Origin of the sequence: Leisingera sp. UBA4491, assembly GCF_002388965.1 — a bacterium.
Lineage (GTDB): Bacteria > Pseudomonadota > Alphaproteobacteria > Rhodobacterales > Rhodobacteraceae > Leisingera > Leisingera aquaemixtae.
Window position 1 is genome coordinate 36,918 of sequence record NZ_DGNN01000007.1, and the last position, 16,709, is coordinate 53,626.

Genomic DNA, 16,709 nt, shown 5'->3' on the forward strand with positions numbered 1-16,709 from the left:
GTGGCGCGCGCTCAGCCGTGTTTCAGCGGGTATTCATGGCCCGAGAGACGGTGGAACAGCGCGGCAATCGCCACCAGCGCCACGGCGCCGGTCAGCACCGGGAACAGCAGGAAGGAAATGCCGGGATCGGTGGCAAAGACCACCAGCGGATCGGCGCCCGCGGGCGGATGGGTCAGCCGCAGCGCCGCCATCAGCGCGATCGACAGACCCACGGCCAGCGCCAGCGCCCACCAGCTGTCCGGCAGCAGCGCGTTCAGCGCCAGTGCGACGGCAGTGGCCAGAACATGGCCGCCGACCACATGCGCGGGCTGCGACAGCGGGCTGGCGGGGACTGAAAACAGCAGCACGCAGCTGGCGCCGAAGGGGGCGATCAGCAGCAGGAGGTTGGCATGGGTTGTGAGCAGCGACAGCGCAGCAATTGCCAGAAAGGCACCCAGCCCCGCCATAATCACCGTGCGCAGCGAGGGATGCGGAAGCGCGCGTTTGAAGTATCTGTCCATCGTTCTCACCAATTAAAACCCGAACCGGGCTGATAAAGCCTTACTGCAGCGCGAACGCAAGGCAATGGGCAGATGCGGCAGGTCACGATGCGGTGACGCCGTGCGGGGCCGGTTCCGGTCTGGGCCGGCGGATTATCGGGCCGATATGCAACCGCACCTTGACCCCAGGCGTTAGGCAGCACAGGTTGCAGGCAAATTTCCCGGGCAGGACCCCTCTATGGCCACGACACCACCGCCGTTTTCCCGTTTCGAATGGATCATCGCCTGGCGCTATCTGCGCGCCCGCAAGGCCGAGGGCGGAGTCAGCGTGATGACCTGGATCAGCCTCATCGGCATCACGCTCGCGGTCTTTGCGCTGATTGCCACGCTGGCGGTGCGCTCCGGCTTCAGGTCGGAGTTTGTCGGCACCATCCTGGGCGCCAACGCGCATGTCACCGTCTATTCCTATGGCGAGGTGAACGAGGCCGGGGTGCTGGACCGCAGCCTCCCGGATTATGGGGCGCTGGCGGAAAAGGTCGCCGCAGTGCCGGGCGTCACCCGCGCCGCGCCGCTGGTCAAGGGCCAGGTGATGGCGAACCTGCGCCAGCGCAATGCAGGCGTCGAGGTGTTCGGCATCTCCGCCAAGGACATCCAGGGCATCCCGGGCGTGGCGCAAAGCGAAGAATCCGTGGGCGACCTCGCACGGTTTGAGGACGGGATCGCCATCGGCTCCGGCGTGGCGCGGGAGCTGGGGGTGAGCGTGGGCGACAAGATCAAGCTGATCTCGCCCAACGGGGTGAAAACCGCCTTCGGCACCAGCCCGCGGGTCAACGCCTATGAGGTGGTCTATGTCTTCACCGCCGGGCGCTGGGACATCGACCGCACCCGCGTCTATCTGCCCTTTGCCGAGGCGCAGGCCTTCTTCAACCGCGAGGGCGTGGCGGATGAGATCGAGGTGATGGTCGACAACCCCGAAAACGCCGATGCGATGGCGCTGGCGATCCAGCAGGCGGCGGGCGGCACCGCGGGGGTCTGGACCTGGCGCGATGCTTCCGGCGGTTTCCTGCGCGCCTTGGAGGTCGAGGACAACGTGATGTTCATCATCCTGTCGATCCTTGTGCTGATCGCGGCGATGAACATCGTCTCGGGCCTGATCATGCTGGTCAAGAACAAGGGCCGCGACATCGGCATCCTGCGCACCATTGGCCTCAGCGAAGGGTCGATCATGCGGGTGTTCTTCATCTGCGGCGCCTTCACCGGCGTCATCGGCACCCTTTGCGGCGTGGTGCTGGGCTGCCTCTTTGCGCTGTATATCGACCCGATCTTCTCCTTCGTGAACTATGTCATGGGCGGCGGCGTCTGGGACCCGTCGATCCGCGGCATCTATGCGCTGCCCGCGGAACTGCGGCTGGCCGATGTGATCTCGGCCACGGCGCTGTCGCTGGGGCTGTCGTTCTTCGTGACCATTTTCCCGGCCCGCCGCGCGGCGCGCCTCAACCCGGTGGAGGCGCTGCGCTATGAGTGAGATCACGCTGGAGCTGAAGGGGATCACCAAATCCTATCTGACCGGCACGCCGGGGCAGGTCGATGTGCTGCGCGGCGCCGACCTGAGCCTGCAGGCGGGCGAAGTGGTGGCGCTGGTGGCGCCGTCGGGCGCGGGCAAGTCGACGCTGTTGCATATCGCGGGCCTGCTGGACACGCCGGATGCGGGCGAGGTGCGGGTGGCGGGCGAGGACGTGACCCGCAAGGGCGACCGCCGCCGCACCCGCGTGCGCCGTCAGGAAGTCGGCTTTGTCTATCAGTTCCACCACCTGCTGCCGGAGTTTTCCGCACTGGAGAACATCGTGCTGCCGCAGCTGGCCAATGGCGCCACGCAAAAGGCCGCGGTGGCGCGGGCGGCGGATCTGCTGGGCACGGTGGGGCTTGCGGCGCGCGCCGATCACCGCCCCGCCGCGCTGTCGGGCGGCGAGCAGCAGCGGGTGGCCTTCTGCCGGGCACTGGCCAATGCCCCGCGGGTGCTGCTGGCGGATGAGCCGACCGGGAACCTGGACCCCGGCACCTCCGATCAGGTGTTCGCGGCGCTGATGGAGCTGGTGCGCGGCACTGGGTTGTCGGCTCTGATCGCCACCCACAACCTGGAACTGGCGGCGCGGATGGACCGGCAGGTGAGGCTGGAGAACGGGCTGCTGGTGCCGGTTTAGGCGGCTGGGCCAGGGGGCGTTGCGCAGCGCCGCCGGGTGCTGTTTCCGCGTCTCGCCCGGCTGAATCCAAGGTATTTGACCTGATCCCCTGCGCTAGGCCACTCTGTCACTGGTTTGGTTCCAGTGACGGTGGGTTCAGATGCAGAAGACGGTTTCGGTCCTGAAGGATCTGGTGGTGCTGTTGCGCGATCTGTCGGTGATTGCGCTGTTTGCGGTGTTCCTGCTGTTTCCGCAGAGGCTGAACGCCATTCTGGTCAGTGCCGGGTTCGAGGAGGGCAGCTTTGCCGGCTTCAAGTGGAAATCGAAGCTGGTCGAATACGATGCCACCGTGGCGGAACTGCAGACCGCGCTGGCGGAGGCGCAGAAGGTGAACGCCCGGCTGACCGAGGCGCTGCAGGCAGCAGAGGCGGGGCCTGCGGAGGCCGGGTCAACGGAGCTGCAGCGCGAGGCGGAGCTGGTGCAGCAGGACGCGGCGGCGGCGCTGGAGACGGCCAGCAGGACGGTGGCAGGCAACCTGCAGCTGGTCGAGCAGGCCCGCGCCCAGCTGCAGGAGGAAGCCCTCCGCTATTGCTATCAGGAGGACAGCGGCAAACCCGGGCCGCGGGCTTTCCTCGTGGCCTGCCACTCCACACCGGAACGCTGCGAGCGGGCCAAGGTGAACCCGGCCACGCGGTCCTCGCCCTGCGTGGCGCTGGACATGAACACGGCACCCTGGCAGCCCAGCCCGGGCGGGTTCTGGGGGTCGCTGTTCCAGTACGGTTCCGCACCGCTGGCAGCGCCCTTTCCGCAAGTGGAATAGGCGGCAGGTGCGGGCGGTTGGCGGAACCTTGCCGCCTGGGCCGGGGCGGCTTTGGCCCCGGGGCGGCGGTTTGCTATCAGCTGTTAAAACTTGGCCGGGCGGGGTAGGCTGTCCGGGGATGCGCAGAAAGGGCTGAGACGTGGTGAATTCGGTAATCGAGAAAGATGTGACGATCGAAGGCAATATCACCTCCAGCAAGGGCAGCGTCGAAGTGCGCGGCCGGGTGGTCGGCGATGTGTCGGCGCAGGCGGTGACGGTGCTGGAAGGCGGCACCGTGGATGGCGCGCTCAGCGCGAAGTCTGTGACCGTCGAAGGCGTCTACAGCGGCAAGATCCAGTGCGAGGACCTGCGGCTGGCGGCCGGTTCGAAAGTGCAGGCGGATGTCTCGGCCCAGAGCATGTCCACCGAAAGCGGCGCACAGCTGCAAGGCAACATCAAGGTCAGCGGCAAGAGCTGAGGCCGCTGGGCCGCCGGCCCGGGGCGGGGCATTCCTGCCGGCCTCCGTCTGGCGTTCCAGCGCCTTGCCGGCTATTGGCGGGGCATGACAGACACCTTGCCGCCGTGCCCCGAATGTTCCTCTGCCTATACCTATCAGGTGGATGCCCTGCTGATCTGCCCCGAATGTGCCCATGAATGGGCGGCGGGGGAGGCCGCGGCCGGCGCCAGGGAGGTGCGCGACAGTGTCGGCCATCTCTTGGCCGACGGCGACACGGTGACGGTGATCAAGGACCTGAAGCTGAAGGGCACGTCCTCGGTCATCAAGGTCGGCACCAAGGTGCGCGGCATCCGGCTGGTGGACGGCGATCATGACATTGATTGCAAGGTGCCGGGCGTCGGCCCGATCGGGCTGAAGTCGCAGTTTGTGAAGAAGGTGGCCGGCTGAAGTCTTTGCGCTGTCAGGCCGGAAACCTCTAGCCCGGTGCTTCACTGCTGCGGTTCGGCGGCTTCGGCGTATCCGGCTGTTAACGAAACTGACAGTTTAGATCCGGCGGCCACCATTGCCGTGAACAGCGCCAGGGCAAAGACAGAGAAGGCTGGGATGCGCCAAAGCAGGGATCGTCTTGTGATGGCGGTTCCGGAATTCTGCCGTTTGGCGGCAACTGCCCCGTGAAGCCAGATCCCGGCCAGCATGCCGCCAAGCATGGGCAAAGAAGCCAGTATCACGATGAGGCCGTCGGGCCAGCTTTCCGGTTTGCTATCGGGGAAAACGGTGGGTAGCAGCAGATTTGCAGCTAGGGTGCCAGCCAGCCCACCGGTGAGAGTGCAGGTGATCAGGAAGGGAATCTGCCGCAGGCGTGTGTTGTTTCTCATATGGTTTTACCAAAAATAATAATGCGATAGACGTAATTCTTAATGCTGTCTTGCTCAAGCGGGTATCCTGGGTGCTGTGTGCGGGACTGACTTTTTATCCGCGAGCAGGGGCGGGTTAGGGGGCAATGGAGCGCCTGCCCGGCACAGGTTGCGGTAAGCGGTACCCTCACGCCATCTGGGTGATCCAGACCCCCAGTGCCATCACCGAAATACCGGCCGCTCGGGTCAGGGTCAGCGGGCTGATCTGGGCGCCGAACAGGCCGAAGTGGTCGATGGCGGCTGCTGAGATCAGCTGGCCGATCAGCACGAAGAACACCGCGTTGCCGACGCCGAAATGCGGCGCGACGTGGGTGATCGACAGGACGTAGAAGGCCACCAGGACGCCCGCCAGCAGCAGATGCTTGGGCGCGGCGGGGATCTTGGCCAGCGCCTGCGGGCCGGCGATCAGCGCGTAAAGGATGGTGGCAACCAGCGCGATCAGGAACAGCACCACCGCGGCCGAGGCCGGGGAGCCGATCAGCTTGCCGAGCGCCGCGTTCAGCGCCGCCAGCACCGGGATGCCAAGGCCTGCGGCCAGCATGATGAGGGCGTAGTGTGTCATGGTGCGGCTCCTGCAGGTGCGTTGGCAGTTTTGTGGACGGGATCTGCCCGGCAAAACAAGTGCTACGTTGCGGCCCGATGTGCGGGTGTGTTGACTTTTTAGTTGCGAATGATTTGCAATTGCATGTATGCAGGCGCCACGTTCCGCAACTCTGACTCCGCCAAAGGCCCACATGCCGCTGTCCAGCCTTCCCAGCCTGTTTCTTGATGATCCTGCCGAAACCGCCAGAACCGGTCTGAGGTTCCTGCACTTCATCGGCCTGGCCGCAGGGCTGGGCAGCGCTACGCTGCTGGATCTGCTGCTGCTGCGGTTTTTCCTGCAGGGGCAGGTGAGCGCCGAGCGTGTTGCCATCTTCGAGTTTGCGTCCAAGGTAGTGGATGCGGGGCTGAAGCTTCTCTGGCTGACCGGGTTCGGCTTTTTGCTGCACTATGCGCTGACGGATCCGGTGAAGCTGGAGAACCCCAAGGTTCATGCCAAGCTACTGGTGGTTGCGGTGCTGACCCTGAACGGGTTGTTCATCCATGCGGTGATCCTGCCGCATCTGCGCAGGCAGGCCGGGCGGCCGCTGTTTGAGGGGATGGGGCATAAGCAGCGCACGCTGTTTGCGGCCTCGGGCGCGGTTTCGGCGGTGTCCTGGTATCTGCCGGTGGCTCTGGCCGCCTTCCCGCAGCTGAATTTCACGCTTCCCGCAGCGCAGATCCTGACGTGCTATCTGCTGCTGATCGCGCTGATGACGGCCGTGGCGGCCGCCGTGGCCGGGCTGCTGTCAAAGCGCGCGGGGCTGCAAGCCGGGCAGGCGGCCGGGCGGGCGGAGGCGCAGGCGGGCTGGCAGGCGGAGGGGCGGGGACCTGCGGACCTGGCGCCCGTCAGCCGCAAATCCCCTTGAGGCTGGCGTCCTTCCACGGCAGGTAGACGTCGCTTTCGCGGCTTTGCGGCAGCGGGCTGACCGGCATCGCGGCGGCCAGCATCCTGTGCAGCCGTTTGGTGCGCTCCGCCTGCGGGGCCAGGGAGCGGCAGCAGACGTATTCCTCCATGATGGCGCCTTGCTGTTCAAACCCGTAGGCGAGGAAATCGGCGCCGCCTTCCAGGTCGAACAAGTAGGGGTCGCGGTCCGGGCCGTGCTCTGCCGCCGCCCGCAGCGGGGAATAGCCGGTGCGGCTGCGGTTCTGCCATTGCCAGACATGGGTGGCCTCATGCGCCAGCAGCATCGCCTCCACCAGGTGCAGCCGGTCCGGGTAGTCCGGCAGGTAGTTGTCCACGTACCAGTCGCGGGTGAAGAAGATGCGGTTGAACAGGGCGACAGCGGCGGGTTTGGTGGTGATGATCTCCTCCCTGACCGGCGGCAGGATGCGCTCGCGGCAGGTGACGCGCGGGCGCGGGGTGCGGTGCAGGGTGATCGGCCCCAAGGGGGCGCCGTCCACGATGCGGACCTTGTCCGGGTTGAGGCTGGTGCCGTGCAGGGTGCCCAAATAGGCGCGCTCCGTCTCTGTCAGCGGGCGGCCGCAGGCGGCGAGGAGCAGGAGGACGAGGAACAGGCAGCGGATCATGCGGTTCGCCTCAGCTCAGCAGCTCATCGCCAGCACGCGGCTGATTTCGGTGAGGGAGCGGCCGGATTGGTCCATCCATGTGTTGAAGGCTTTCTGCACCGCCTTCAGTGCGGATTTGGAGGTTGCGGGTTTGCCGATCACGCCTTCGGCGATGAGGCGCGCGGTGACGTCTTGGGAGAGTATGAAACTGTCGCGGCCGGCAAAGCGCATGGCGTACTGGCCGGTATTGCCGCCCAGCCGGGCGCCGCGTTTCTTGAGCATGTCCAGCAGCCCGATGTAATCGGCGGAGGGCCAGCCGCCCAGCACCTTGCCCGCGCCGCCCTGGTCGCGCAGATCCATCAGGAAGGCAGCGTTGTGGCGGACCGCGGCCAGCTTGGCGCCGTTGCGGACCACGCGGGTATCGCTCAGGATCCGGTCGAATTCATCCTCTGGCATGAAGGCGCAGGCGCCCGGGTCGAAGCCGTGAAAGACCTCCTCGAACCCGTCCCATTTCGCCTCGATCACTTTCCAGTTGAAGCCCGCCTGGAAGATGCATTTGGTCATCACAGAGAGCCAGCGGTCCTCCGGCAGCGCGGTCACATCGGGGGCCGGTTTGGCGAGCTTTTCCTCCAGCGCCGCGGGGCCGCCGTGGCGGTCTGCGGAAAGGGCATAGATCTCGTCAAAGCTGCGCATGGGCGGGGTCCTGTTGGCGTCTCCTCAGGTTAGCGGCGTGCGCGCAGCTCGACAATGGATTTGCCGAGGCGGAAAGGCGCGGCGAAGCTGACGAGGCAAAGCGCGATGATCTGCAAGACCAGGATATGGGCGTTGTCCTGCAAGTATTCCCATTCGTCCTTGAGCTTGGACACATGGGCGATCAGGTCGTCATAGGCGCGGGCGATGATCAGGAAGTCGCCGGCGATGGCGGGCACCTTGCGGCGCATGTTGGCGACGGCTTCCTGCGCGGGGCCGTCGAGCGCGGTGAAGACCAGAAACGCCTCCGGGTCGAAGGCGCTGGCCTGGGCTTCCATGTCCTTCATCTCCGCCATCCCGGCGCGGGTGCCGCTGAACAGGAAGCTGAGGCCCTGCAGCGGTGCCACCTCATCCGTCACCGCAATGAACAGCGGCAGTTCGGCGTTGCCCGCGGTGGAGGCGGAGAGGAATTCCACCTTTTCGCACAGAACCGCGATGTCGGCGTCATAGGCGGGGTCGCAGAAGCGCAGGCGGAAGCGGGCGGCGTCGCGGTCGAAGGCGGCGGTGGCGGCATAGGCGATGTCGATCTGGCGTTCCAGCTTGGATGAGTCGGCGGCGTAGATGCCGGAGATCACCGCGACCAGCGCGCCGAAGCCGCCCAGCAGCACCCAGACCAGATCGGCCAGTTTCCAGGCCCGGTGGCCCGGCGGCTTGCGGAACAGGAAGGCGGTGGCGATGAGGCCGGTCAGGAAGAACAGGATGAGAAGCGGCAGCTGGTTGTCCGCGATGAAGCCCATGGCAGGTCCCCTGATGTGTCTGGCTGGCCTGACCATAGGAAGGGACAGGGGTTTCAGGCAACAGCCCTCACGAAGCTGTCACCGGCGCGCCGGTTTGGCCGGGCGGGAGGGGGTCTCCGTCCGGTGCTGGCGGTGTCTGGGGCCGGGGGCCGTTTTGCTTGTGTGGCCGTGCCGTGCTGGCCGGGTAGAGGTGGCGGCGCCGCCAAGAGGCCCGGAGGGGCCAGAGGCGGAGGGCCGGGCAGGGGGTCGCAAGCCCCCATGTCCGCTCGAAAGCTCTCGGTTTGCGGAGAACCCCTGCACCCGATGAAGAGGTGGTCTTGGGGGCTCCCGTATCTCCTGGTGGTGCGGGGTGTCAGTCCGCACCGGTGTGTCGCGACGGATTGGAGTGTGGCAGAGCGGGGTTAAGGGGGCGCAAGCGGGGCGTGCGGTGGTTTGGGGTTTGGCGCAACAACCCCGACCGGGTCGCTTGCGGCCCGGTCTGCGCCTGCCTGCCTCCCGGCAGGCGCAGACCTGTTTCTGGATGCCTCCGGCGGGAGTATTTTTGCAAAGGTGAATGGGGGGAAGTGTCCTGCCAGAGAGGACCTATTTCAGTATTTTTGGAACGCTATGATGGAAACTAGAAGAAAGTTTGTTGGCGTGGGTCGTGTTCCTCACGCCTTTCTTGTTCGCGTTTGGCGCGTTCTTTCTTCTCTTGGCGCTCTGCAATGCGCTCTTGCGCCAAAAAGAAACCTTGCGAAAATTGTTCAAGCATCTCGTTCCTGCGAGAAACTGAAATCTCCGGAACGTCATTTGCGTTAATGCTTCTTAGAATTCGCGGCTGATCGGGTTTGACCGAGCTGAAATCCAAGATTTGAAACTCTGCGTCTTCAAGGTCAGGATCCTGCGCCAGAACCTCTTTGACCACACTCACGAAGAGCGAGAGTTTCTCTCCATTGAGAGGGTTTTTGCGCCAGAAAATAAACCAAGGGAAAACAAGCTTGCCGCCAACGCCGTATACCATAGGCGGCTTGAAGGGAATGCTCAGTGTCCTGCCGTCCGCGCCACGAGCAAGTGGGTAAAAACGTGGGCTAACCGCATTCACAAAGTCCGGCTTTTCATTTTCAAAGTGGCGTCTAAGCAGGGGCAGAATCTCGAGGAAATTGTTTCGCACGGTTTCCCGTTTCACTTTCTCCCTGATACCTCTCTCGACGTCATCAAACGGAACCCCAAAGACTAGGTAGTCCCTGACTGCGTGCACCAGTGCGTTGTAGTTAAACATCGGCGTGTTATCGAACAGCCTAACCAGCTCATTCGCAATCATCTCAGGTCGTTCACGCCAGTTCCGAGCTAGGTGCTGTGCCGACGGAACGTTGAGAACTTTCTGAGTCATGTTTATTGAACCTTTGCAGCGCGGGGGAGAGTAGAATAGTAGGAGCGGATATCGGCGTTTTCAATCCTCATCCCTGGATTTATTTTCCCATCGTGATTCCATACTTTGTCCCATGGGCCACCTTCAGCATGGCTGATTTCTACAAGCTGTGACGCCGATAACTTCCCGTAAAATCCTATTACTTTCCTTAGAAATTCTATTTTATCCTTAGGGGCCTCAAAGAGTGCGATCTCTTGTTCGCCTGAGAACCTATTAAGCTTCTTGCTCCTGGCTCTAATTGCTGAGCGACCGCAGTGCTTAAACTCTCGGTAAAGATACTGAAGCACGGGACCGTAATCCCAGGCTTCAAAGTTTTGTTTGATAAGTGGCTCATCAAATTCAACGAGGTGCCAAGCATGACAGAAGTAAACTAACTTCTGCAGTGCAAGGTTCGTAACCAAAATTCCTTCTTCGTCACAAACGTCAAGAACGAAATTCGCGACGGCTCGACCATCTTGTCCCATAGCGACTCCGTGTTCTCTTTATGTTCTATTTGGCGCGAGTGGCGATGTCAACGCCCCTCAAACATCCAGCTCCTCCACGAACTTCGCGTTCTCCTGGATATACTGGAAGCGGAGTTCGGGTTTCTTGCCCATCAGGCGCTCGACCAGGTCGCCGGTCTCGCCGGGCTCGTCCTCGTCGATGGTGACGCGGATCAGTTTGCGGGTCTTGGGGTCCATCGTGGTCTCCTTCAGGTCCTTGGCGTCCATTTCGCCAAGACCCTTGAAGCGGGAGACGTCGATCTTGCCCTTGCCGCCCAGGCCCTTTTCCAGCCATCTGTCGCGCTCGGCCTCGTCCAGGCAGTAGACGCGGCGCGCGCCTTGGGTCAGGCGGAACAGCGGCGGGCAGGCGAGGTAGAGGTGGCCGCTGTCAATCAGCGGGCGCATCTGGGTGAAGAAGAAGGTCATCAGCAAGGACGCGATATGGGCGCCGTCGACGTCCGCGTCGGTCATGATGATGATCTTGTCATAGCGCAGATCGTCGAGGTTGAACTTGGTGCCGAGGCCAACCCCCAGCGCCTCGCAGAGATCGTTGATCTCGGCGTTGGAGCCGAGCTTGTTGGAGGCGGCGCCCAGCACGTTCAGGATCTTGCCCTTCAGCGGCAAGAGCGCCTGGTATTCACGGTTGCGCGCGCCCTTGCCGGAGCCGCCCGCGGAGTCGCCCTCGACGATGAACAGCTCGGTGCCGGCGCGGTCCTTGGAGGTGCAGTCGGTCAGCTTGCCGGGCAGGCGCAGTTTTTTGGTGGCGGACTTGCGCTGGGTTTCTTTCTCCTGCTTGCGGCGCAGGCGTTCCTCGGCGCGCAGGATCAGGAAGTCGAGGATGGCGCCGGCTGATTTGGTGTCGGCGGCCAGCCAGTTGTCGAAATGGTCGCGGACCGAGTTTTCCACCATCTTGGCGGCGCTCTCGGTCGACAGGCGGTCCTTGGTCTGGCCGACGAAGGCGGGGTCGGCGATGAAGCAGGAGACCAGCGCGCAGCCGCCCGCCATCAGGTCGTCGCGGGTGATGTTGCCGGCTTTCTTGTTGCTGACCAGCTCGCCATAGGCCTTGATGCCCTTGAGGATCGCGGCCCAGAAGCCGGCGACATGGGTGCCGCCCTCGGGCGTGGGGACGGTGTTACAGTAGGACTGGGTGAAGCCGTCGCGCGAGGGTGTCCAGTTGATCGCCCATTCGACATAGCCGGGCGCGCCGAATTTCTCGCGGAACTCGACCTTGCCAGCAAAGGGCGCGTCGGCGTAGGTGGTGGCCTTGCCCAGCACCTCAGTCAGGTAGTCGCGCAGGCCGCCGGGGAAGTGGAAGGTGGCCTCGGTCGGGGTCTCGCCGTCGTCGATCTCGGTCTTCCAGCGGATTTCGACGCCGGAGAACAGGTAGGCTTTGGAGCGCACCAGGGTGAACAGGCGCTTGGGCTTGAACCGGTGGGAGCCGAAGATCTGCTCATCGGCGTGGAAGGTCACGAAGGTGCCGCGCTTGTTGGGGGCGGCGCCGATCTTCTCGACCGGGCCCTGGGGCAGGCCGCGGGAGAAGCGCTGTTCGAACAGTTCCTTGTTCTTGGCCACTTGCACGACCATGGAATCCGACAGCGCGTTCACGACGGAAGAGCCGACGCCGTGCAGGCCGCCGGAGGTCTGGTAGGCCTTGCCGGAGAATTTGCCGCCCGCGTGCAGGGTGCAGAGGATCACCTCCAGCGCGGATTTATCCGGAAACTTGGGGTGCGGGTCAATCGGGATGCCGCGGCCGTTGTCGGAGATGGTGACGGAATAGTCGGCGTGCAGCGTCACCTCGATCCGGTTGGCGTGGCCCGCGACGGCCTCGTCCATCGAGTTGTCGAGGATCTCTGCCACCATGTGGTGCAGCGCGCGCTCATCGGTGCCGCCGATATACATGCCGGGGCGCTGGCGGACCGGTTCGAGGCCTTCCAGAACCTCGATCGAGGAGGCGTCATAGGTATCGGCTGCAGGCGTGCTGAGGAGATCGTCGGCCATGTGCGGGAACTGCTCTTCCTTGGTGTTGATTGGCGGCCATTATGGCAGGTGTCGCAGCCGGGTGGAAGAGGGGTGCAGGGGGCTGTGGATAAGGCCGGGCGGGGCCTTGCAAAGGCTGGGAAATTGAGCGGAGAGGGCCTTGCACGGCCGCGGGCGGGGGGGGGGCCGGGCGGATTTTCTGGCAGACGGCGCGGCGGCTTCGCTGCGGCGGCGCGGAAACCGTTTTCATTCCTTCGAAGGTAAGTTCCGGTTATCCGGGTGCGTCGATATTTTCCGTGCGGCGCGGGGGGCTGCGGTCTAAACCTCGGCCAGCGAAGGGCAGGAGGAGGGCCGCCGGGTGGCTGAGAAGGGAATCAAGACGCAGGACTGGGCGGCGTTCCGGGCCGAGGCGCAGCGGATGCTGGAGGCGGCGCTGGACCAGATGCAGCAGGCGGCGGACCGCCCCTGGCAGCCGGTGCCGGACGACATCGGCGCCCGCTATGCGGTGACGGCGGAGGCGCTGGGGCCGCAGGCGGCGGTGGACCGGATCATCCGCGATGTGCTGCCCTATCATGGCGGCAACACCCATCCGCGGTTCTGGGGCTGGGTGCAGGGATCGGGGCTGGCCTCGGATCTGATCAGCAGCCTGGCGGCGGCGGCGGTCAATGCCAATATGGGCGGGCGCGACCACGGCGCGAACTACATGGAGCGCGCGGTGGTGGACTGGACGCGGGCCAAGATGGGGATGCCGGAAAGCGCCAGCGGCATTCTGGTGACCGGCACTTCGCAGGCGACGGTGATTGCCTTTCAGGCGGCGCGGCTGCGGGTGCTGAAGGATCTGCGCAAGCAGGGGCAGGGCGCGGTGCGGCTGACCGCCTATGCGGGCGCGGGCGTGCATAATGCGACGCTGAAGGCGGTGGAGCTGCTGGGCATCGGCTCGGACAACCTGCGGATGGTGCCGCTGGCGGACGGCAAGCTGGACTGCGCCGCACTGGCGGAGATGGTTGCAAGCGACAAGACCGAGGGCGCGGTGCCCTTTCTGGTGGTGGGCAATGCGGGCACCGTGGACCTGGGGCTGTTTGACGATTTGAACGCGCTGGCCGATACGGCGGCGGCGCTGGGGCTGTGGCTGCATGTGGATGGGGCGTTCGGCGCCTGGACGCGGATCGCGGCAGAGCCCTACCGGTCGCTGTCCGATGGCATCGGGCGGGCCGACAGCATTGCGCTGGATTTCCACAAGTGGATGTATGTGGGCTATGACTGCGGCATGGCGCTGTTGCGCAACGAGGAGGAGCACCGGGCGGCTTTTGCGGCGCGGCCCGCCTATCTGGAAGGCGCCGAGCGCGGGCTGGCGGGCGGCGAGCCGTGGTTCTGCGACTATGGCATCGACCTGAGCCGCGGCAACCGGGCGCTGAAGGTCTGGACGGCGCTGGAAACCTACGGCGAGGCGGCATTTGCGCAAGCGATCACCGGCAATTGCGAACTGGCGGCGCTGATGGCGGCAGAGGTCGAGGCGCAGCCCCTGATGGCCCTGGGGGCACCGGTGGTGTCGAACGTCTGCGTCTTCACCGCGCGCCGCGATCTGGCGCCGGAGGCGCAGTCGGAGGTGAATGCCCGCATTGCCCAGACCCTGCAGGAAAGCGGTGAGGCGGTGTTCTCGACCACCCGGGCAGGGGGCCGCGTGATGCTGCGCGCCGCGATTACCAACCACCGCAGCCGCGAGGCGGATGTGCTTGCGGCGATTGCCGCGGTGGTGCGGGAGGCGTCGGCGTAAAGCGATGAGCCCCGCGCCTGCCTGGGCGGGCGCAGGCGTGACGGGGCGGCTTGGCGCCCGGCGCGATAGATGATTGCCGTTGCGTCTTGTTGCGCCGGTGAACGCGCCTGCCGGGGGGCAGGCAGGCGCGGGGCGGCGGTGCCGCCTTGCGTAACATCTGTGACGTTCGGTTCCGTCTTTCCGCCACGTCAGATCCCGCTACTCTCCATGCCGGACACACAAGGAGAGAGACATGGCCTGGATCAGGACCGTTCCGTTTGAAGAGGCAACCGGCAAGCTGAAGATGCTGTATGAGCGGGTGACCGGGCCGGGCAACAATGTCGACAACATCATGATGGTGCATTCCCTGCGGCCGCATTCGATGGAAGGCCACATGGCGCTGTACAAGAATGTGCTGCACCACACCGGCAACAAGGTGCCGAAATGGTTTCTGGAGGTGCTGGGGGTCTGGGTCTCGTCCCTGAACGATTGCGCCTATTGCGTCGAGCATCACTTTGCAGGCCTGCAGCGGCTGCTGGGCGACGCGGAGCGCGGGCGGGCGATCCGGGCGGCGATCGAGGCGCGCGAGCCGGAAGCCGCGCCGCTGGAGGCGGCGCAGGTGCTGGCGATGGGCTATGCGCGGATGCTGACCGAAGAACCCGCCAGCGTGACCGCGGCGGATATCGGGGCGCTGCGGGACGCGGGGTTCGATGACGGGGAGATCCTGGAGATCAACCAGGTGACCGCCTATTTCGCCTATGCCAACCGGACGGTGCTGGGGCTGGGATGCTCTGCCAAGGGGGATGTGCTGGGGCTGAGCCCGAACAATTCGGACGATCCGGGCGATTGGGGGCACAAATAGGGGCGCCGCCCCTCGGCCCCTGCGGGCCTCACCCCGGGATATTTGCAGCCAGATGAAGCGGATCAAGCGGCCCCGGGGGGCCGCTTTTGATGTGCAAACCGCATATCTTTTGATGCAGGTCAGGGCAGGGCGGCGGCGGCGGCGGTATGGTTGCGGCGCAGATTGAAAGAGGGAGTTTTTTATGGACGCCGCAGCAGAGAAGATTGTGAACAGCGCCGCAGGGACAGGGACGGGAACAGGGCAGGAGCCGGTGCCGGCCGCGCCGCGGGCGCCAAGCGCGGAGGATATCCGGCGGGCCTTTGAGAGCGGAGAGTATCCGTACCCGCGCAAGATGGCGCGCCGGGCCTATGAGGCGGAGAAGGCGCGGCTGCAGGCGGAGCTGTTGAAGGTGCAGCTGTGGGCGCAGGAGACCGGGGAAAAGTTCGTGATGCTGTTCGAGGGCCGCGATGCGGCGGGCAAGGGTGGCACCATCAAGCGGTTCACCGAACACCTGAACCCGCGCTCGGCCCGGGTGGTGGCGCTGAACAAGCCCTCGGACGAGGAGCGCGGGCAGTGGTATTTCCAGCGCTATGTGCAGCATCTGCCGACGGCTGGCGAGATCGTGTTCTATGACCGCTCCTGGTACAACCGCGCAGGCGTCGAGCGGGTGATGAGCTTTTGCGAGCCAAACGAGTACCTGGAGTTCATGCGCCAGGCGCCGGAGTTCGAGCGGATGCTGGTGCGTTCGGGTGTCCGGCTGTACAAATACTGGTTCTCGGTCACCCAGGAAGAGCAGAAACGGCGGTTCGGCGCACGCGAGACCGATCCGCTGAAGCAGTGGAAGCTGTCGCCGATCGACAAGGCGTCGCTCGGCAAATGGGATGACTACACCGAGGCCAAGGAGGCGATGTTCTTTTACACCGATACCGCGGATGCGCCCTGGACGGTGATCAAGTCCAACTGCAAGAAGCGGGCGCGGATCAACTGCATGCGGCATTTCCTGGCGTCGCTGGAGTATCCGGGCAAGGATCCGGAGATCGCGGCGGTGCCGGATCCGCTGATCGTGGGGCAGGCGCATCACGTGATCCATCAGTCGGACCACATCCTGGGCAAGGCGCTGCATCCCGGCACACGGGCGCGCTGATCCCCGCCTGCGGCGCGGTCCCGCGGTTGCGGGGCTGCCGCCGGAGGCGTAAAGCTTTGACCCATGAAGCGTATTATTCCCTTGCTGGCCGCAGCAGTGCTGGCCCCGCAGGATGCCGGGTCGCATCCGCATATCTTTGTCGATACCGCCCTGAAGGTGATTGTCTCGGACTCCGGGCAGCTGGAGGCGGTTGAGATCACTTGGGCCTATGACGAGTTCTATTCGCTGCTGATTTTCGAGGACCGGGGGCTGGATGGCGATTACGACGGCGCGCTGACGGCGCAGGAGCTGGCAAAGCTGCAGGGGTTCGACATGGCCTGGGTCGAGGGGTTTCAGGGCGACACCTATCTGACCCGGTCGGGCGAAGCGCTGGAAATGGGCGCGCCGGAGCATCTGGCCACCGAAGTGGCGGACGGGCGCATCACCACCCGGCACCGCCGCGTGCTGACAGAGCCGCAGGCCGCCGATGGCGTGGTGATCAAGGCCTATGATCCGGGCTATTACACCGCTTACACGATGACCGGCGGCCTGGAAGTTTCGGGCGGCTGCCAGGCCAGCGTCACGCCGCCGGATCTGGATGCAGCCTATACCAAGGTGGAAGAGCTGCTTTATGCCATGCCTGCGGACCAGGCAGAGGACGCCTATCCGGAGGTGGGAGAGGCCTTTGCCGATACCGTGCGGTTGAGCTGCGGGGCGTAAG

General features: G+C 64.8%; 19 protein-coding genes. 10 read left to right on the top strand and 9 right to left on the bottom strand.

Annotated features, from left to right (window positions below):
• Positions 1-11: 11 nt before the first annotated feature.
• The gene (locus B2P87_RS02415) at positions 12-500 is read right to left on the bottom strand and encodes an HPP family protein (RefSeq protein ID WP_141890689.1); all 489 of its coding nucleotides are present in this window, start codon (positions 498-500) and stop codon (positions 12-14) included.
• Between the two features lie 217 nt (positions 501-717).
• Between B2P87_RS02415 and B2P87_RS02420 the strand changes: the two genes are divergently transcribed.
• The 5 genes from B2P87_RS02420 to B2P87_RS02440 all read left to right on the top strand — a co-directional run bounded on the left by B2P87_RS02420 (position 718) and on the right by B2P87_RS02440 (position 4,362).
• Positions 718-2,004 (top strand): lipoprotein-releasing ABC transporter permease subunit, encoded by a 1,287-nt coding sequence (locus B2P87_RS02420; RefSeq protein WP_141890688.1) that lies wholly within the window; start codon positions 718-720, stop codon positions 2,002-2,004.
• Entirely contained in the window at positions 1,997-2,680 is a 684-nt protein-coding gene (locus B2P87_RS02425) for an ABC transporter ATP-binding protein (RefSeq protein WP_141890687.1), read from the top strand. Before B2P87_RS02420 ends, B2P87_RS02425 begins: the two co-directional genes overlap by 8 nt.
• A 139-nt stretch (positions 2,681-2,819) precedes the next feature.
• Positions 2,820-3,479 (top strand): hypothetical protein, encoded by a 660-nt coding sequence (locus B2P87_RS02430; protein ID WP_141890686.1) that lies wholly within the window; start codon positions 2,820-2,822, stop codon positions 3,477-3,479.
• 139 nt (positions 3,480-3,618) lie between these two features.
• On the top strand, positions 3,619-3,936 hold the full coding sequence (locus tag B2P87_RS02435) for a bactofilin family protein (protein WP_141890685.1): 318 nt from the start codon (positions 3,619-3,621) through the stop codon (positions 3,934-3,936).
• An 84-nt stretch (positions 3,937-4,020) separates the two neighbouring features.
• Positions 4,021-4,362 carry a zinc ribbon domain-containing protein YjdM gene (locus B2P87_RS02440; protein ID WP_141890684.1) on the top strand — a complete coding sequence of 114 codons (342 nt, stop codon included), beginning with the start codon at positions 4,021-4,023 and terminating at the stop codon, positions 4,360-4,362.
• 41 nt (positions 4,363-4,403) lie between these two features.
• On the opposite strand, the gene B2P87_RS02445 is transcribed toward B2P87_RS02440, so the two are convergent.
• Positions 4,404-4,790 (bottom strand): hypothetical protein, encoded by a 387-nt coding sequence (locus B2P87_RS02445; protein WP_141890683.1) that lies wholly within the window; start codon positions 4,788-4,790, stop codon positions 4,404-4,406.
• 166 nt (positions 4,791-4,956) lie between these two features.
• The gene (locus B2P87_RS02450) at positions 4,957-5,391 is read right to left on the bottom strand and encodes a DMT family transporter (RefSeq protein ID WP_141890682.1); all 435 of its coding nucleotides are present in this window, start codon (positions 5,389-5,391) and stop codon (positions 4,957-4,959) included.
• Between the two features lie 172 nt (positions 5,392-5,563).
• Here B2P87_RS02450 and B2P87_RS02455 point away from each other — a divergent pair, with 172 nt between their 5' ends.
• A complete protein-coding gene (locus B2P87_RS02455; RefSeq protein ID WP_141890681.1) occupies positions 5,564-6,277 on the top strand; it encodes a hypothetical protein in 714 nt (237 codons plus the stop codon).
• Here the strand turns inward: B2P87_RS02455 and B2P87_RS02460 are convergent.
• The 6 genes from B2P87_RS02460 to parE form a co-directional block, all read right to left on the bottom strand.
• Positions 6,258-6,938 carry a hypothetical protein gene (locus B2P87_RS02460; protein ID WP_141890680.1) on the bottom strand — a complete coding sequence of 227 codons (681 nt, stop codon included), beginning with the start codon at positions 6,936-6,938 and terminating at the stop codon, positions 6,258-6,260. The two genes, B2P87_RS02455 and B2P87_RS02460, sit on opposite strands and share 20 nt — an antisense overlap.
• A 15-nt stretch (positions 6,939-6,953) precedes the next feature.
• Positions 6,954-7,610, bottom strand: coding sequence for a DNA-3-methyladenine glycosylase I (locus B2P87_RS02465; RefSeq protein ID WP_141890679.1), 657 nt, complete (start codon positions 7,608-7,610; stop codon positions 6,954-6,956).
• 29 nt (positions 7,611-7,639) lie between these two features.
• The gene (locus B2P87_RS02470; RefSeq protein WP_141890678.1) at positions 7,640-8,404 is read right to left on the bottom strand and encodes a hypothetical protein; all 765 of its coding nucleotides are present in this window, start codon (positions 8,402-8,404) and stop codon (positions 7,640-7,642) included.
• A gap of 616 nt (positions 8,405-9,020) precedes the next feature.
• The gene (locus B2P87_RS02475) at positions 9,021-9,773 is read right to left on the bottom strand and encodes a hypothetical protein (protein ID WP_141890677.1); all 753 of its coding nucleotides are present in this window, start codon (positions 9,771-9,773) and stop codon (positions 9,021-9,023) included.
• Positions 9,774-9,775: 2 nt separating this feature from the next.
• Positions 9,776-10,276, bottom strand: coding sequence for a Panacea domain-containing protein (locus B2P87_RS02480; RefSeq protein ID WP_141890676.1), 501 nt, complete (start codon positions 10,274-10,276; stop codon positions 9,776-9,778).
• Between the two features lie 57 nt (positions 10,277-10,333).
• The gene (gene parE / locus B2P87_RS02485; RefSeq protein ID WP_141890675.1) at positions 10,334-12,292 is read right to left on the bottom strand and encodes a DNA topoisomerase IV subunit B; all 1,959 of its coding nucleotides are present in this window, start codon (positions 12,290-12,292) and stop codon (positions 10,334-10,336) included.
• Between the two features lie 337 nt (positions 12,293-12,629).
• Here parE and B2P87_RS02490 point away from each other — a divergent pair, with 337 nt between their 5' ends.
• The 4 genes from B2P87_RS02490 (at position 12,630) to B2P87_RS02505 (ending at position 16,708) form a co-directional block, all read left to right on the top strand.
• On the top strand, positions 12,630-14,045 hold the full coding sequence (locus B2P87_RS02490) for a pyridoxal phosphate-dependent decarboxylase family protein (protein WP_141890674.1): 1,416 nt from the start codon (positions 12,630-12,632) through the stop codon (positions 14,043-14,045).
• A 232-nt stretch (positions 14,046-14,277) separates the two neighbouring features.
• The gene (locus B2P87_RS02495) at positions 14,278-14,886 is read left to right on the top strand and encodes a carboxymuconolactone decarboxylase family protein (RefSeq protein ID WP_141890673.1); all 609 of its coding nucleotides are present in this window, start codon (positions 14,278-14,280) and stop codon (positions 14,884-14,886) included.
• 181 nt (positions 14,887-15,067) lie between these two features.
• Positions 15,068-16,009, top strand: a complete 942-nt coding sequence (ppk2, locus tag B2P87_RS02500) for a polyphosphate kinase 2 (RefSeq protein ID WP_141890672.1) — start codon at positions 15,068-15,070, stop codon at positions 16,007-16,009.
• 63 nt (positions 16,010-16,072) lie between these two features.
• A complete protein-coding gene (locus tag B2P87_RS02505) occupies positions 16,073-16,708 on the top strand; it encodes a DUF1007 family protein (protein WP_141890671.1) in 636 nt (211 codons plus the stop codon).
• Position 16,709: the final 1 nt, after the last annotated feature.

Bases quoted from the DNA above. Each gene is read 5' to 3' on its own strand.
- B2P87_RS02480 (WP_141890676.1), bottom strand. From the start codon at position 10,276: ATGGGACAAGATGGTCGAGCCGTCGCGAATTTCGTTCTTGACGTTTGT.
- B2P87_RS02440 (WP_141890684.1), top strand. From the start codon at position 4,021: ATGACAGACACCTTGCCGCCGTGCCCCGAATGTTCCTCTGCCTATACC.
- B2P87_RS02465 (WP_141890679.1), bottom strand. From the start codon at position 7,610: ATGCGCAGCTTTGACGAGATCTATGCCCTTTCCGCAGACCGCCACGGC.
- B2P87_RS02505 (WP_141890671.1), top strand. From the start codon at position 16,073: ATGAAGCGTATTATTCCCTTGCTGGCCGCAGCAGTGCTGGCCCCGCAG.
- B2P87_RS02470 (WP_141890678.1), bottom strand. From the start codon at position 8,404: ATGGGCTTCATCGCGGACAACCAGCTGCCGCTTCTCATCCTGTTCTTC.
- B2P87_RS02430 (WP_141890686.1), top strand. From the start codon at position 2,820: ATGCAGAAGACGGTTTCGGTCCTGAAGGATCTGGTGGTGCTGTTGCGC.
- parE (WP_141890675.1), bottom strand. From the start codon at position 12,292: ATGGCCGACGATCTCCTCAGCACGCCTGCAGCCGATACCTATGACGCC.
- B2P87_RS02460 (WP_141890680.1), bottom strand. From the start codon at position 6,938: ATGATCCGCTGCCTGTTCCTCGTCCTCCTGCTCCTCGCCGCCTGCGGC.
- B2P87_RS02495 (WP_141890673.1), top strand. From the start codon at position 14,278: ATGGCCTGGATCAGGACCGTTCCGTTTGAAGAGGCAACCGGCAAGCTG.
- B2P87_RS02425 (WP_141890687.1), top strand. From the start codon at position 1,997: ATGAGTGAGATCACGCTGGAGCTGAAGGGGATCACCAAATCCTATCTG.
- ppk2 (WP_141890672.1), top strand. From the start codon at position 15,068: ATGGACGCCGCAGCAGAGAAGATTGTGAACAGCGCCGCAGGGACAGGG.
- B2P87_RS02420 (WP_141890688.1), top strand. From the start codon at position 718: ATGGCCACGACACCACCGCCGTTTTCCCGTTTCGAATGGATCATCGCC.
- B2P87_RS02455 (WP_141890681.1), top strand. From the start codon at position 5,564: ATGCCGCTGTCCAGCCTTCCCAGCCTGTTTCTTGATGATCCTGCCGAA.
- B2P87_RS02475 (WP_141890677.1), bottom strand. From the start codon at position 9,773: ATGACTCAGAAAGTTCTCAACGTTCCGTCGGCACAGCACCTAGCTCGG.
- B2P87_RS02450 (WP_141890682.1), bottom strand. From the start codon at position 5,391: ATGACACACTACGCCCTCATCATGCTGGCCGCAGGCCTTGGCATCCCG.
- B2P87_RS02445 (WP_141890683.1), bottom strand. From the start codon at position 4,790: ATGAGAAACAACACACGCCTGCGGCAGATTCCCTTCCTGATCACCTGC.
- B2P87_RS02415 (WP_141890689.1), bottom strand. From the start codon at position 500: ATGGACAGATACTTCAAACGCGCGCTTCCGCATCCCTCGCTGCGCACG.